The organism is Erysipelothrix sp. HDW6A, from assembly GCF_011400295.1.
Taxonomy (GTDB): domain Bacteria; phylum Bacillota_I; class Bacilli_A; order Erysipelotrichales; family Erysipelotrichaceae; genus Erysipelothrix.
Map to the genome: position 1 here is coordinate 1,999,221 of NZ_CP049859.1, position 16,049 is coordinate 2,015,269.

General features: G+C 33.8%; 15 protein-coding genes. 3 read left to right on the forward strand and 12 right to left on the reverse strand.

Features of this window, described 5'->3' with window-relative positions:
• Position 1: 1 nt before the first annotated feature.
• Entirely contained in the window at positions 2 to 1,612 is a 1,611-nt protein-coding gene (locus G7059_RS10190; protein ID WP_166081997.1) for an McrB family protein, read from the reverse strand.
• Positions 1,613 to 1,851: 239 nt separating this feature from the next.
• On the opposite strand from G7059_RS10190, the gene G7059_RS10195 reads away from it, so the two are divergent.
• Genes G7059_RS10195 through G7059_RS10205 form a run of 3 tightly spaced genes read left to right on the forward strand, consistent with a single transcriptional unit; the run spans position 1,852 to position 4,409 of the window.
• On the forward strand, positions 1,852 to 2,055 hold the full coding sequence (locus G7059_RS10195) for a heavy-metal-associated domain-containing protein (protein ID WP_166081998.1): 204 nt from the start codon (positions 1,852 to 1,854) through the stop codon (positions 2,053 to 2,055).
• A gap of 31 nt (positions 2,056 to 2,086) precedes the next feature.
• Complete coding sequence (locus G7059_RS10200) at positions 2,087 to 3,772, forward strand: heavy metal translocating P-type ATPase (RefSeq protein ID WP_166081999.1); 1,686 nt, start codon at positions 2,087 to 2,089, stop codon at positions 3,770 to 3,772.
• A gap of 1 nt (position 3,773) precedes the next feature.
• Positions 3,774 to 4,409: a Crp/Fnr family transcriptional regulator gene (locus G7059_RS10205; RefSeq protein ID WP_166082000.1), complete on the forward strand. Its 636-nt coding sequence runs from the start codon at positions 3,774 to 3,776 to the stop codon at positions 4,407 to 4,409.
• A gap of 176 nt (positions 4,410 to 4,585) precedes the next feature.
• Here the strand turns inward: G7059_RS10205 and G7059_RS10210 are convergent, their stop codons facing one another.
• The 11 genes from G7059_RS10210 to G7059_RS10260 form a co-directional block, all read right to left on the reverse strand.
• Complete coding sequence (locus G7059_RS10210; protein ID WP_166082001.1) at positions 4,586 to 5,233, reverse strand: HAD family phosphatase; 648 nt, start codon at positions 5,231 to 5,233, stop codon at positions 4,586 to 4,588.
• A gap of 84 nt (positions 5,234 to 5,317) precedes the next feature.
• Positions 5,318 to 5,959, reverse strand: coding sequence for an HAD-IB family phosphatase (locus G7059_RS10215; protein WP_166082002.1), 642 nt, complete (start codon positions 5,957 to 5,959; stop codon positions 5,318 to 5,320).
• Positions 5,960 to 6,010: 51 nt separating this feature from the next.
• Positions 6,011 to 6,823, reverse strand: coding sequence for a BtpA/SgcQ family protein (locus tag G7059_RS10220; protein WP_166082003.1), 813 nt, complete (start codon positions 6,821 to 6,823; stop codon positions 6,011 to 6,013).
• Positions 6,824 to 6,845: 22 nt separating this feature from the next.
• Positions 6,846 to 8,162, reverse strand: a complete 1,317-nt coding sequence (locus tag G7059_RS10225; RefSeq protein ID WP_166082004.1) for a PTS galactitol transporter subunit IIC — start codon at positions 8,160 to 8,162, stop codon at positions 6,846 to 6,848.
• Positions 8,163 to 8,175: 13 nt separating this feature from the next.
• Entirely contained in the window at positions 8,176 to 8,454 is a 279-nt protein-coding gene (locus G7059_RS10230) for a PTS sugar transporter subunit IIB (RefSeq protein WP_166082005.1), read from the reverse strand.
• 1 nt (position 8,455) lies between these two features.
• Positions 8,456 to 9,577, reverse strand: a complete 1,122-nt coding sequence (locus G7059_RS10235; RefSeq protein WP_166082006.1) for a M42 family metallopeptidase — start codon at positions 9,575 to 9,577, stop codon at positions 8,456 to 8,458.
• Between the two features lie 2 nt (positions 9,578 to 9,579).
• Positions 9,580 to 10,044 (reverse strand): PTS sugar transporter subunit IIA, encoded by a 465-nt coding sequence (locus tag G7059_RS10240; protein ID WP_166082007.1) that lies wholly within the window; start codon positions 10,042 to 10,044, stop codon positions 9,580 to 9,582.
• 9 nt (positions 10,045 to 10,053) lie between these two features.
• Complete coding sequence (locus G7059_RS10245) at positions 10,054 to 12,090, reverse strand: BglG family transcription antiterminator (RefSeq protein ID WP_166082009.1); 2,037 nt, start codon at positions 12,088 to 12,090, stop codon at positions 10,054 to 10,056.
• Between the two features lie 53 nt (positions 12,091 to 12,143).
• The gene (locus G7059_RS10250) at positions 12,144 to 12,770 is read right to left on the reverse strand and encodes a ribulose-phosphate 3-epimerase (RefSeq protein ID WP_166082011.1); all 627 of its coding nucleotides are present in this window, start codon (positions 12,768 to 12,770) and stop codon (positions 12,144 to 12,146) included.
• A 684-nt stretch (positions 12,771 to 13,454) separates the two neighbouring features.
• The gene (locus G7059_RS10255; RefSeq protein WP_166082012.1) at positions 13,455 to 14,492 is read right to left on the reverse strand and encodes a MupG family TIM beta-alpha barrel fold protein; all 1,038 of its coding nucleotides are present in this window, start codon (positions 14,490 to 14,492) and stop codon (positions 13,455 to 13,457) included.
• The gene (locus G7059_RS10260) at positions 14,492 to 15,796 is read right to left on the reverse strand and encodes a PTS sugar transporter subunit IIC (RefSeq protein WP_166082014.1); all 1,305 of its coding nucleotides are present in this window, start codon (positions 15,794 to 15,796) and stop codon (positions 14,492 to 14,494) included. Before G7059_RS10260 ends, G7059_RS10255 begins: the two co-directional genes overlap by 1 nt.
• Positions 15,797 to 16,049 lie beyond the last annotated feature (253 nt).

Here is a 16,049-nt window from a genome sequence, read left to right on the forward strand (position 1 = left end):
ACTATACATCCTTGCCAAAATATTCCTCTTCAATTTGACGCAATTTATCTTCTGCCTTACTTTCACCTCGGAAGTAATCTTTCAAAAGAGGTTGAAGCTTATTGTTCCATAATGGTGCGTCATTACTATCTGTTTCTGCAGCTACTAAATCAATGAAATAGCTAGCACCAATATGATAATCAGTTGTTAATTCTCCTATTTCAACAATTGCATTATTTAAACGTTGCATTTGATCTACAATTTCGATGTTCTTAAGCATTGCTTTGGCTGACTGATCAGCTGTGATTTCAATAAAAGTAAATCGACGACGCATAGCAAAATCAAACGTATCAACAGATCTATCAATATCATTCATTGTTCCTATAATGTATACATTTTTTGGAATATAGAATTTTTCTGTAGGATTATCATGCAGATTTGCATATTGTGTCCTAACACCATTTATATCGCCACGATACCCAGGATCTATTGAGTAGAATAATTCACCAAATATTTTTGATATCTCTCCTCTATTAATTTCATCAATAACAAATACAAAATGATCGTTTTTTCCACTAGCTAGATTGATTTTAGCCTGATTCACAAATTCGGTAAAAACGCCTGTTTGAAGATAAAAACCGTCTCCATTTTTCTTTGGTCTTAACCCTTCAACAAAATCAGTATAATCGTAGCTTGGATGGAATTGAACAAAACCAAAACGACCCTTTTCTTCATCAGAAAGGTCATTGAATACTGTTGTAGAACCATTCGATATTATATCCGCAGCGATCTGCTTTGCTAAATAGGTTTTCCCTGTCCCAGGTGCACCTCTTAAAACGATGTTGTAATTACTAACAAGTATATTTGATAGATTCTTCTCGTAATTTACTTCTATATCAATCACAGGTTCAACTTGAGTTATCTTGTTATAGGTGAACTCACGGAACCCCCATAAAACCCAGCCTAAGGAATCACCTTTAAGTTCAGGATACTTATTAATAATACCTTGAGTAATTTCGTAGTTTTGTCGGTACACCCATCCATCAACTTGTGCTGGGGCAACTTTATCCCAAATTTTTACTCGATCACTGGCTGTATTAATCCCAGAGTATGTCCCTTTTGGTGAATAGGTGCACAACAATTTAATTATCGTTGCAGTCTTACCAAAAAATGAATTGAATGGTGGAACGTTCTTTAAGACAGGACCAGTAAAATCTCTATTTATTCCAGCATAAATTATTTCTACCAAATCCTTACGTAATTTATTGAAATGGTAACTCACATCAGATTCTGCAATAGGTCGGTTGTTTTGATCACAATACGCTTCATGTTTCTTGCTCCAATATATTCCAAACTTTCCTGCTGAGCCTCCAAGAATACTTAAATATAAGTTTTTAAACTTTCCATGTTCTATTTCATAACATAACGATTTGTTTTGTGCTCCTTTTCCAGTGACATACTCATCAATTGTCATTGTCTCTAATCGTTCAAGTGGCCATTCATTTAGGAATTGCTCACGTAGTACATCATTATCTGTAACCCAATTATTTGCTAATTCTATTTGTTCTTCTCTATTTTCCAAAAACCATGTAGAGAAAGCATCTAAATCTAATTCATAGTCATTTGTGATCATATTTGTATCCTCCATTTGTCATGAAACACTGTTAACTATAGTTTACTTATTATTACCAACAAATTCAAATGAATAATTGTTTGCTTGTTTATTTCTATAATGGTCTTTAAATCATCGAATATAATATCATCCTTAATGTAATTCTGGTGAACTAAAGTTAGTCTGTATTTCGTACTTGACCTATATCAAGGCACATTTCTTATTTCTACCTATACTAGTCTTAAGGAGGTCGAAAGACTATGGAAAAGAAATTTAGATTAGAAACTCTCACATGTCCATCGTGTGTTGCGAAAATTGAAAAAGGTGTTAGTAAGCTTGATGGAGTTAAACAAGTTGAGGTTGGCTTTAATACTTCAACAGTTCTAGTCAAGTTTGACGAAGAGAAAGTGGATGCGGATGTAATAGAAAATCGCATAAAGGATTTAGGATTTGCTCTTCGATAGAAAATGGATCCCATTTCTTATCGCTCTTGTTATGCGTATTGTAATCCCACAGTCGAATATTGCATTAGTATTATTTGCTTTAGTCGGAATTTATTATGCATCTTTCTTTTCAATTCATAGTATCAAGAACTTGCGTTATGGAATTATAGGCATTGATTTACTTGTAACCCTAGCAGCATTTGGTTCTCTATTTATTGGAGAACCTTGGGAAGCAGCATCAGTAAGTTTCTTATATGTGTTTGGAAAACACCTAGAGTCAAGTGCTCTCTACAAGACGCAACTTCAGTTAAACTCACTAATTGATTCCTTACCAACCACAGTCGAAGATATAAACGGCAACTCTTATGAAATGAAGGATGTCACCTCTGGATTAAAGATTAAAGTGACCGCAGGAAATGTAATACCTGTTGATGGCATTGTCTATGAAGGATTTGCCACTGTCGATGAAGCATCGATTACTGGTGAGTCAATTCCCCAACAAAAAAGGACTAATAGTCCTGTATATATGGGAACAATACTTCGTGAGGGTTACCTATTAATCACAGTCGAAAAAATTAGTGAAGACACAGTTTATGGTCAGATTCTTGATTTAGTTGAGAACGCTCAAAATCAGAAATCAAAGGTGCAAAACTTCATCGATAGATTTGCAAAATACTATACTCCGAGTGTTATAGGAATCTCATTATTATCCTATTTTATAACTAGTGATATTCAAATAGCATTGTCACTCCTTGTAGTTTCATGTCCAGGAGCATTGGTTATCGCAATACCAAATGCATCATCTGTTGCCTTAACCAATGCATTAAAACACCATGTACTCATCAAAGGTATCGATGTATTTGATAAACTAAATTCCATCAAAACAATAGCTTTTGATAAGACAGGTACGCTTACACTTAACACTCTCAGCGTTGTTCAGTTTATCCCTCATGCACATTCACAAGAAACAGTCTTGCAAATTGCAGCATCATTGGAATACTTCTCAGAACATGTGATTGCTGGCGCTATATTAAAAGCAAACAAATTACCATTAAAAGACGTTTCGTTGTTTGAGGTTGTTGAAGGAATGGGATTGAAAGGAAACATTGATGGTGTTCATTACTTAGTAGGACAGGAGAATCTCTTTCCATACGATGTACCCTCTATTTCTTCAAGCGTAGTATATGTTGGGACTGATACTGAACTTTATGGTATTGTTGTTTTAGAAGACACGTTGAGACCAGAATCTCCTCATGCTCTTAGTCAGCTAAATGATTACGAGCTATTAATGTTAACAGGAGACAATGCTCAAAGTGCTAGGCGTATTGCTGATATGGTTAATATTAAAGAAGTACACAGTCGCTTGCTTCCACAAGAAAAAGTAGCAATCATTAAGAATCATCAAAACATCATGATGATTGGTGATGGAATGAATGATTCTCCTTCACTAATTGCTTCAGACTTAGGTGTATCAATGGGAGGGTCAGAAAATCGCGTAGCAATGGAATGTAGTGACATGATATTAGCAAATCGTGACCTAAATCAAATACCAAATATGTTCCGATTGGCAAGACAGGTACGACTCATTATGCTTCAGAATATTATGGTTGCACTTATCACAGTCGCCGTACTACTCATGAGTGTTCTCAATGCTCATGTTAGTATGTCGGTTGGAATGATTATTCACGAAGCGTCAGTTTTAGTAGTTATTGCGAATGCAATGAGATTGCGAGGATAAAATGGATTCCTATAACAGTTGTTTATTACAAGTACATGTATTTAAGGAACTTAGCGATGATCGTTTAAGCACGATATCCGAGCTTCTTAAACCACGTCATTATCATACCTACGAGACTATCTATCATGAAGGTGATGTCATTGAAATGCTCGGAATTATCCACCATGGTTCTGTAAAACTTCGTAAAATAAATGAGGACGGGAAAGAACGGATTTTAAGTATTCTTTATCCTGGTGATTACTTTGGTGAATCTTCCTTACTTACTCCAAAAAAGAGTCAATATGACATCGTAGCGTTAGAGGATAGTACGATATGTACAATTGAATTGAATGCTTTTCGTAACATTTTGAAGCAGGATGAAACCATGATGATTTCCATGATGGAATCATTAATTCAGCGCATTGCCAGTAGAGATAATCTAGTTATTGCCGAGAGTTTAGTTCCTGCTAAAGATCGTGTTTTAAAAGCACTACAGCACTATGCAAGCGATGACGGACATATCCATCTCCCCTTATCAAAAAAGGACCTAGCGGGCTCCCTGGGAATCACACCCGAGACAATGAGTAGAGCAATAAAATCCTTGGTTGATGACGGAAAGATAGAAAAGAATAATAATGATTTATTTATTAAAGTATAGAATTATCAACGATTATATACCTGCGGTAACATACTATGTAAGATTTTTGAAATGAAAAAATAAAAGTCTCCATCATTGACTTAAATGATAGAGACTTTTCGCTTATATAGTTTCTTAATAACAATAGAATATAGAAAAGTTAAATAATGTTCTATTACCTTTTATTTAATTTTTAATTATTTGAACAAGAGCGTGTAATCATATGATGCAAATGAAGATACCTTTTCTAGATAAATTTCAGGAAATTCAATATAACTAGTAACATCATTGGTTACAACAACAACATCAATTCCTGCACTATTTCCCGCAAGCAATCCATTCAAAGAATCTTCAAATATTATTATATCTTTCTTATGTACTCCTAAAATATTTGATGCCTTAACGTAAATATCTGGACTTGGTTTTATATTTTCAACATCATCAGCAGTCACAAAACCAACAAAATATTCTTCAATTTCAAGACGTTTAAGGTGATATTCTAAATGCTCCCTATTAGAACTTGTTCCAATAACACATGGTATATCTTTTGATTTTGCAAATTCCAATATGTTTTTAACTCCTGGACGCAGTGGAAGTTCGCTACTCAAAGAATCAGCAATTTTATCTATCTCATTATTAAATCTAGAATAATCAATATCAACTCCTAAATCTTTATTTACTCTATCCACAAAATGAAAATTTGTCGTACCTATGCATGTTAAAAAAAGATCGAAATCTAATTTGTAATTGAAATTTTCACTCAGCCATTTCTTATATGCCTCGAACCATGCCGACTCTGTATCAATAATTAACCCATCAAAATCAAAGATTATTGCTTTCTTCATTATGTACGCTCCATTGTTTTAAATCGACATTACCTATAATATTCCCAAAAACACTCTACATTGTGCTTCGTAACAATATTAAGACTATTTTTTTACTATTTCTAATGACCTTAATGTACTTAATATCTCAGAGAAGTCACAATATGTATAGTGGGAAATTTCATTTTCTATACAGAATTTTTCTAGTCTATGATTCCTTCTTGCAAAAACAATATCAGCATTGGTTGCAGCATCAAAGTCTGAATAACTATCTCCTACGAAGATAACTAATTTTCCTTCATGCTTAAATTTTTCAATAACTGATACCTTATCAATTGCATTATCTGTACCTTCATGTTGTATTTGTACATAGACTCGATTATCACGAAAATCAAGGTGATTGGAAATTATTTTTTCTTCTGGAAAGTCAATATTGTAACAATCTAGAACAGTTGTTACATGTTCAAAGGCACCGGAACTCACTATTAATGTATCTGGACATTGATCATAGAATTGAGCGAACGAGTAATCAATTGGGATTCTTGAGCATAGTGTTTTTTTATACATATTTTCATCTACTTCCAATATTTCAAGTTGATCTTTAATATAAGACTTAACGCTAATGCTCCCATCTCTCAACTTTTTTACATACTCTTTACTAACCTCTGGTAAAAATTCTCGCATTATTTCTGTTGTTGTATCTTTTCTTGTAATCGTACCATCAAAGTCAACAATATATTGATACATTCCCATTCCTCCCATATACAGATTCACAGGCGCCCTTAGGCGCCTATGAGACTACAACGACTTTCTAAACTTCTTTACCTTATCCATAAATTCTCTTACACGTTCCTCATCAACATGATTTTCAAACACACCATCTTTTTTAAAAGTTGTCCCAACAACTGCACCGTCAGCAATGCTTAGTTGATCTTCAACATTAGCTAACCGCACACCTGTATTAGCAAATACAACTGTATTCGGGACTGTGTCTTTAACTTGCTTCAATACAGCCGAATCAGTCTCACTACCTGCTGTTAACCCTGATACGCATAATGCGTCAGGTCTGTTATTAAATACTGTCGATTTTGCAACACTAATAATGTCACGATTTCCAAGATAGGATGCTGCTTCTGGAACAATGTTGAAAAGGAGTTTGATATGACCTGCACCAATTCTTTGTTGATGACGAACTGTCTCACCCACATTTGTATTCCAAAGACCGAAGTCCGATCCATATACACCAGTGAAAATTTCGCGTACAAACTGTGCATCTACCGCTTTAGCAAGATCTAGAGATTTCTTAGGATCCCACAATACATTAACTCCAAACGGAATCTTAATTAGCGGTTTTAATTCACCGATAATACGCGCCATTGCAGCAACAGTTTCTGTTTTGACATCAGTTAAATATGGCAATGAGAACTCATTTGAGAACATTACTGCATCAACACCCCCATTTTGCAATGCTAAGAAATCTTCTTTAGCATGTTTTACTACCAAGTCCATACCACCTTCTTCATCAAAATGTGGATCTCCTGGCAGTGCATCAAAATGACACATTGCGATAATTGCCTTTTCTGTACCAATTACTTCTTTTAACCAACTCATTTATTTCTCTCCTTCTAAATTATTAATCTTTCAACGCATTCTTTTTAACATAGAAAACCATAATAATTGTAAATATTATAAGTGCAGCTATACCAAGAATTCCGAAACTACCAACCTTAGCTATTACTGCCATGAAGACATTCCCTGCCCAAAGTGCAGAAACAGAGTTTCCCGGTTGAGCAAGTCCACCTTGAATAGCAAGATCAGTAAATTGTGGAGCAAACCAAGTTGCTAAGTATAGGATTCCAATCATGTTAAGAGTACCACTTATTAGTGTTTTCATGATATTTCCTCTGTGGATAACAGTTGCCATACATAAGAAGAATGCAGCAAAAGCAAGATCCGCGAGTGGAAGCACTTTATTTCCCGGTAAAATAGCAGCTAGTACCAGCGTGATTGGTATGAGCAATGTTCCAATAATAACAGTTGTTGGATGACCTAATGTTATTGCTGAGTCTAGACCAATAAATAACTCTCTTCCTGAAAAATGTTTTGCAAAGAATTTTTTCGCTGCTTCAGATAATGGGAGTAAGCCCTCTACAATAATTTTAATCATACGTGGGAAAAGAATTAAAATCGCACATACTGACATGACTAAATTTGCAGAATCAGCAAAGTTATATCCAGATAGCAAGCTAAGAATAATTCCCAAAATGACTCCAACAATAACTGGATCACCGAAGAAACCAATTTTTTCTTGTAATCCTTTAATATCAAGTTTAGAATCTCTTAAGGCAGGAATCTTGTCATATATTTTATCAAGAATTGCGAAAAGAGGCACACTACTGGATGCATATCCTTGAGGAATAGATACGCTATCAACACCTAACTCACTTTGGACACGTTTTGCACTGTAATCTGCTGATAACAAAGACCATGTTGCTTGAATTAATGCCGCTGCCATACCCAGACCAAGGTTTCCGGTTATATTGTGTACAACTGCTCCCGAGAATGCATAATGTGAATAATTGAATATATCAATGTTAAATGTCTTTGTTGCTCCAATAAGAATGAGAACAACATTTAACGCGAATACTGCCGGTATTATTAGCGCACCAACAACTGTAGAGAACGCTACTCCTGCACCAGCACCAGATCCAAGGTCCATAACTGTTAAGTTCAAACCAATTCGTTCAATAATAAGAGTTACTGCTGGGTCCAATGCCGACGATATAAGTCCAACGGCAAGGTTAAACCCAACAAATCCTACTCCAACAGTAATTCCAGCTTTAATTGACTTAAAGAGTCCCAATCCAAATATCAAGCCAATTATCATCAAAACGATAGGAACGAACACTGTAGACCCAAGTGATAAAATGTAATTTAATACTTCTTGCATTTTCTTTCTCCTTTTATTTAAGTAATTCTAATATTTTATTTCCTGCTTCTTCTTCTCCAATGCCGACGAGGAACGGTGTTCCTACAACCACTGGAATTCCATAATCTTTATCAACTCGCATTGCTGTTACAAATAAGTCTGCATTTCCTTTGTGCGAATCAAGTTCGCTTAACATACATTGGGAAATAGTGTATTCGATGCCATTTCCATCAAGCAACTCTCGGACTTTTTCAGCCATCATGGTAGATGTCGCCATCCCAGTGCCACAAGCTACTACGATACGTTTTGTCATTTTAGTTATCCTCCTTTCTCAAAACATCGAAATTCTTACCAAACCGTTTTGTTTCATCAATATCGTATACAAATCTTTCAAGAACCTTTGTCATATCCTCTAAATCATTCATACAGATTACTTCGACAGGCGTGTGTGTATACCTTGTTGGAAGCGAAAAATTTGCAACAACACAATCCACATGCTCTATTGCTATATATGCTGTTTCTGTAAGAATCCCTGTTGCAATTTCTCTTTGGATATTAACTCCGAGACCTTCTGCTAGTTCTGTAATGTAATTAATGTATTTTCTATTCGGAACGATTCCAGCTAGTGTACCTCGACTGTGATGGTTCATATAGGTAAGTGCCGGCCCGTTTCCAAGATATATTTCAGAATATCCGTTGAGATCGGGTGTATCTGTAGCCGGAGTGACATCCAGTCCTACAACATAGTTCGGATTAATTTCACGTACTGTTGGCATAATTCCTCGTGTATTGAACTCTTCTTGAACACTTATTACAATGTATGTATCACATTTTAATTTCATAGGATCTAACGTTTCACTCAAGTAAATAAGAATTGCAAGCAATGCACGATCATCCATTGACTTATTTGATACACAATCATCCAATAATTCCATAAACTGTGGTTTAAATGAAACAGGAGAACCTAGATTGACACCCGAATCAATAACTGACTTTCTGTTTTTAGCTCCTAAGTCAATATATATATTTTGAACTGTTGCAACGTGATTTTTATCATTACCTTGTAGGAGATGATGCGACTTAACTCCAACTACACCATCTATAGTTCCTTTATCGCCCGCTACTTGAACTTTTAGACCAGGTAAACACGTTGGGTTAACCGAACCTAATTTTTCAACATAAATGAAACCGTCATTGTCTATTCGTTTTACCATCATTCCAACTTCATCTGAATGACCGAAGAGCATAACCTTTGGTTTGTTTTTTTCTTTTAAGTGTGGTGTCAAATGAATAGTAATGTTGCCTAGTGAATCTACTTTTGTACTAATATCTCGAATTTTTTTTCGAGAAAGAATATATTCAATAATTTCTTCTTCATACCCTACATTCCCTTGTAAATTTGTGAGTTCTTCTACCATTTTTTTTAACTGTTTCATTCTTATTCCTCCTCTATTTCACCAAAATGTTTATCAATAAATTTAACAAAGCCACTTCTTGAGTTTATTTCTCTAATTTTATCAATGTTTTTGTTATCTAAGAGAAGTTGAGATAGTCTTTGCAGGACTTTTAAATGATCCTTACCATTCGTTAAAACTAACCCAAAAACTAATTCTACAGGCAAGCCTTCAAAATTTTCAGCATTTCTGAATAGTACCGGCTCTTTAAGTTTAATTACAAAGATTGCATTTTTCTTTGCATACTGTGGTTCAGCATGACATATTGCAATATTGATCCCATTTAACATCAAGCCTGTTGGATAGTTATTTTCTCGTTCTATTATTTTCTCTTCGTATGATTCAGTTACATAGCCTTTTTTAAATAAGGTCTTAGAAATAAACCTTAGTAGGTCATCTCTGTCCTCAAATTGCATGTCGTAATATACAAACTTTTGATTTTCTGTCATATTAATCTCCTATTTCAACAAGTAATTCTTAATCTCTTTTTTGCTCGCATTTTGAATTATTGTATACAATTCTGCATCCTCCGTTAATTCCTTCGTTTTCATTACTGTCGATAGCAAGCGCGGTTTGTCGGGGGATGCAATAAAAATCAAAAGTCTTACAGATAATCCATTCCCAAATACTACATCTTCTTTTGAATAGACTATTGTTATTCCTGAGTTGTTAACTCCTGAATCTATGCCCGCATGTGGTATTGCTATTTTATTCTTGAGAATAAAATGAGGTCCGTAAGAATTAATTGATTGAAATACTTCCTCAACATAACTCTCTTCCACAACTCCTTTATTGATTAGATGTCGACCTCCAATTTCAAGCATGGCTTCCCAGCTGATTTCTTTATCAACAATATAGATATCATTTTCACTAATTTCATCAAACAGTGACGCAGATTGTGTTGTAACAACAAATTTATTAGAAAGTAAGTCCTTAAGATCATTTTGCAGTTTCTCTTTATTAATTACCACGGCGGATTCATGCACAACTTCCAAAATCTTTGACACACTTGGTAGCGTTGAATTTCTCTTACGTTCTATTCCATATTTCTTAAGTGTTTTTGCATCTTCGAAATTGAGAAATGGTGAAATGTAAAGAACAGATACTCTCATAGTTTTCTTAAATTCATAGTCTAAGTCTAACGTGCTAATTGCAACATCGATATTATCAAAATTGAAATTATTTAGTTGGTATAACGATATTGACTCGACTACTTCAATATAGTAGTTTGCTTCTAGTATGTTTCTTAATAGAATTGACGTCCCATATCCAGAATTACAAATCAGAACAACACGCTTTATTGTTGTTTGAGTTTCTTCAATTCGGCGCTGTGCACCAAGAAAGTGAACGACATATAAGGCAATTTCCTCCTTGGACAATGTTGCACACATCATCTTTTCTAATTCTCTAAGTCCTTCTTTGACTATGTTGTATAGATTAACGTGTTGTTCAATAGCTAAGTAGTAAGTCTCAAACTGATTTTTGAATCCATGTTTAAGTCGATACATTGTCGCCTTTGTGTGCTCAAACAATCCCTCCAAAAGAATTTCATCTTCTTTAAAGTTAATACCCATGTTAACGCCTACATGTTCAATTAAATTAGTCACAAATAAATTTGCTCTAACAATGTTTTCTTCATAAAGTGTGTTAAAACCATTATTATTTAACCCTGTTAGTACTTCCACCAATTTACTAAACTCTACATCATTAATTTCTATCTTGAATTCTTTCTTTATCTCATTCAGATTCCTACTTATTTCCTTTGAGTAGACTCCACAATATTTCTCAAACTCTTCGGTTTCTTCAAGAGTATAACCTTGAAGAATTCTCTCAACCATTATTATTATGTATAAAAGAAATGTATCGTAAAGCTGATAATTGTTGGTTTCATATATAGATTTTTTCACAAAATTTGTTATCTTATTAATGTTATGTCCTTCGAAAGTTTCACTTATTGCTTTAGATACTTCTGATATTAGAAGCGGTTCACTACTTTCTTCAAATAAAATAAGATGATGGTTCATATATTTATTAAAAAGGTAATTCCGAAACGATGACTCATAGCCTCCGACAATTTGCCAATTTTTAACTTCAATACCATAAGCCTTAAATTCTTCAACAATACATTTCAAGTCAGATTTAATTGTGTTTCTTGCAACAGATAAATTATTCATTTCATGTGTAATATTTATTTTTTTTTCATTAATAAATTTGAATGCAAGATATTCACGACGTTCTTCACCAGACATCTTATAAATAGCCATTACACTTTCAATTACTTTATCTACATTTTCGATATTTACATTGATACTGCCGTTACTGTTTTTCTGAATTTTGTTAAGCTTTAGAATATCTAAATAGTCATTTAGGTTTTCAAGCTCATAACGAATTACTTCTTCACTAATACCAAGATCATTTTCAATTTCTCTAATAGTAGTCCTTGAATTATTTACTAAGTATTGAAGAATACGAATTACTCTAACATTTGATTTCATTTTGCACCCTGCTTTACGACTTTTGTCATAATAAATTATACGACTCAGATAAGTTATAGTATATTCATTTTTTCAATAAATATAGTTGGATCTTCTTGCTTAAATAATGATCTACCAACCACACAGCAATACACCCCTAGTTTTTCTAGTTTAATCATTTCTTGCTGTCCAATACCACCATCACACCAAACTTCAACATTTGTTTTTTTAACAATTGATTCAATTTTGGACAGTAGTTTCATCTCAAAAGCGTTGTTTCTCATATCTGGTTCAGATGTCATAACGAGTATTGCATCAACATCTTCAACTAGATAAAGTAAATGATCAATTGTGTCTGCAGGGTTTAGTGCAATACCTGCCTTAATTCCATTTTTTTTGATCATTTGTAAAACTTTTCTAATATATTTTGTTGATCCAGTATGAATAAATATATATTCACAATTGTACTGAGAAAGTTTAAGAATATAGTCCTCTGGCCTACAAACCATAAGGTGTATAGAAAAAGGTTTTGGAGAATATTCATTTAGATGGTCAAGCATGTCGAACCCAAAAGTAATATTTGGCACGAAATTACCATCCTCTATATCTACATGTAGAGTGTCATAGCTATTTCCTATTCTCTCAATTTCTTCTCCAATTTTTAATAGATTTGATGACGCTATTGATGGTGATATTTTCATAAATCCTCCTTACTAACTATTTTATCTTTTTTCAATTTTCTGACAATTGTCAACTTTTTCAGTATTACCACTTTATTAATTGACACGTTCTTTAATAGAACTAGTAATTTAGTTTGCTAAGACTTTACTGTGTACATTTTTTAAAACAGAAAAATTTCTCACAACCATGAGTTGATTCTTATATTTTCCGTACTTAAACACTTATAAATACGGCAAAATGCACTGTTTTATACGATGAAAATGAAGTGGTACGAAATATGAATATTGTAATATTGTGGAAATTATAATAGACTTTTCAATACTAATATGTGCGTAATTTTCATTTTAAAATAAGCAAAAGAACAGTACCATTCGAAGTACTAATTTCCAAAACTAGGAAAGTATCCATGCACAACTATATTAATATGTAACCAGCATTACAGCTCAATCTGGAGTTTAAGTTCAATCTATTTTTTCTGCTGGATTATTATCTATTATTAGTGCTATCATAGTGATTATTTATCAAATTAATTGTTCCAAAAAATTAATGTTTTTAATTATAATCCTTCAAGATTAGCACCAAGTTTGTTGGCTCTATTTAAGATACTTTACTTTTAGTAAAACTTATTTATAAAATCATGTTTCACACAAAAAAAGACGATTTTCATCCAAATCGTCTTTTTCGTATACATGTTATATAAAAAATCAATCACATTTATGAAATACTATCCTAGTATTTTCGTCAATAAAATCAACGATATCCAAATATTTTCTAGGTATTTCACCAATCACATTACTACTAGATTGAAATTCCAAATTTCTTTTTATTATTTGAATCTCTCCACAGTATCTTTGTGCTAATATGTTCTCAATTGTAATAGCACCTCTGTAGCGAGAATTATTTCTAGAAGGTTTAATACCAATTTGTCGAGGCACTGCTAGGCGCACAACATTCTTAGCAAGATCTCGGCGTATTCCATATTCTCTTCCCAAATCAATTAATTCCGAGTTCTCAATTGCAACCGGAACTGTCACAATTCCTTTATACATATATTCTGAAATATACGATAAAGTATCCATTGAAGCCTCACTATCACCAATCACGACATCATCAACACCATATGTTTTTACCATATCAATTGTTGCAATATAGGGATCCATGTCTCGATGGGACTCTAGAGTTGGAAGTCCTTCATATAAGGGGAAGCGTTTAAGTTTATCACCAACTACAAACGCCATAACACGAACTCTATATTCCTTAAAAATTTGATTCATGTTATCAAAATATACTTCATCCAAAGCTGTATCTGTTTTTGGATAAAAGTTATGCATAGCATACATTTTTGTAACATCAATTCCACTTTCTATTGCATTATCTAAATATTCCCTAGTAACAGTACTGGCATTCAAGAAAATTGTGAAATCATTCATCAATTCTGCTAACAAACTGAAATCTTCGACAGTATGATCTAGTCTTAGTGCTGATATACCAATCTCTTTCAATTTACTATAGTCATTATTTTCTATTCCCAACTTTTCAAATGTTCTAGGTGATACATCGGGAACATATATTAGACCTATTTCTTTACATTTTTTTAATAGGCTAGGAATAATTTCTCCTACTGAATCGTAGTTTTCTTCTGGGATATGTAAAGAAGAAAAGAGAAATTTTGCTCCTAATTTTGTTGCTTGCTCAATATAACTATAATCAAGGTCTTGGATGTATGTTGATATACCGAACATTATACGACCTCACTTATTTCTTCTAATGCTTCTGCCTCAGCTTCTTTTTCTAAGTCTTGTCGTTCCAATATTTTAACGAACGGATAGAACACAAGAGCTAAGAATAGCCACATCAACAGAACATATACCATCGCAATAAAGTTACCATTAGTAGCGAGTAGAGTTCTAATTGGCGCTGGTGTTATCCAAGGAATATTAAGGATAGGTACTGGTAGAATTCCTGTAGTTACACCCACAACCGCAAAAACCGCTATTACAAGATAAGAAAGGATAAATGGAATCATAAATAGTGGGTTAAGTACAAGCGGAAGACCAAACATTAATGGCTCACCAATATTAAATAAAGCTGCTGGAAGCGCTAGTAGTCCCAATGCTTTTAGTCGTTTAGATTTGGAAGTTACCAATAATAAAGCCAATGGAGCGAGTCCAATCCAAATATAGTTATCCATAAAAATACCGGAGAAACGATATGGTATAGCAGTACCGAGAACCGATGCCTCAAGGTTTGCTGCATTCATTGCTTCCCAAATTGGACGACCAACTGCGTTAACAACAGTACCACCATGAATACCGACAGACCATAATAGTCGGTTCATAAATGTTGCTAAGAACACGGATACTGATGTGTCACCAACACTAATAAGTGGTTCAAAGAGCCCCATTATTGTTGCAGATAAATCAAAGTTAAACACAAAGCGAATAATCCACCAGAATGTTACAACAACAAATCCAGGAATCAGAGCTGCAAATGCTTGTGTAACCATTGGAGGGACTCCAGCTGGCATTTTCAATGTCATGTTTCGCTTCATCAAGTATCTAAATATTTCTATTGAAGCAATTGATACAATAAGTCCAGTGAAAATACCTGTTGCTCCGAATGCTCCGGCAGCAAATCCTTTGAACGACCCTGTACCACCTTCTACAACAGTTTCAACAGTAATTGCAGGATTAATTAAGAAAAAGCTAGCAACTGCAATTAATACTGGACCAAAGTAGTCAAGTTTGAATTCATCAATCGCGTTATAGTATTCAATTGTTGCGATTGCGGATGCTACTACCGCTAAAACTGAAATTATCCCAGTTGCAACACCTGATGCAGATGTAAACACGCTTGCAAATTTTCCAATGAAGTCCTGATAAGCAGGTATTGGTAATTGCGCAAATAATAAGAACAAAGAACCAATAATTAGCAACCCTGTCATTGATATGAATGTTCGTTGGATGATACGAACATATTTAAGCTGAGCAAATTTCATCAATGGTGGTGCAATGTGATTCTCTATGAAGTTGGTTATTTTTTCCATAACAACTTCCCCCTTTCGAATTCATTATAACATTATAATGTTTAACGAAATATCAAGAATGTTAGCAGATTTCATTATATTTCTAATATTATTGAAACTTTAGTTCATTTTTAGAACAACTTTGTGCATTGTTAATGGAAAATCACAAACATATGTGGTATATACCAAATTATTTAATTTTCAACAAAAGTCTTTTGCTGAAATTTTATCATAAATCTATTAGTTAAATACGGTAGGTTGGATGATTAACTCA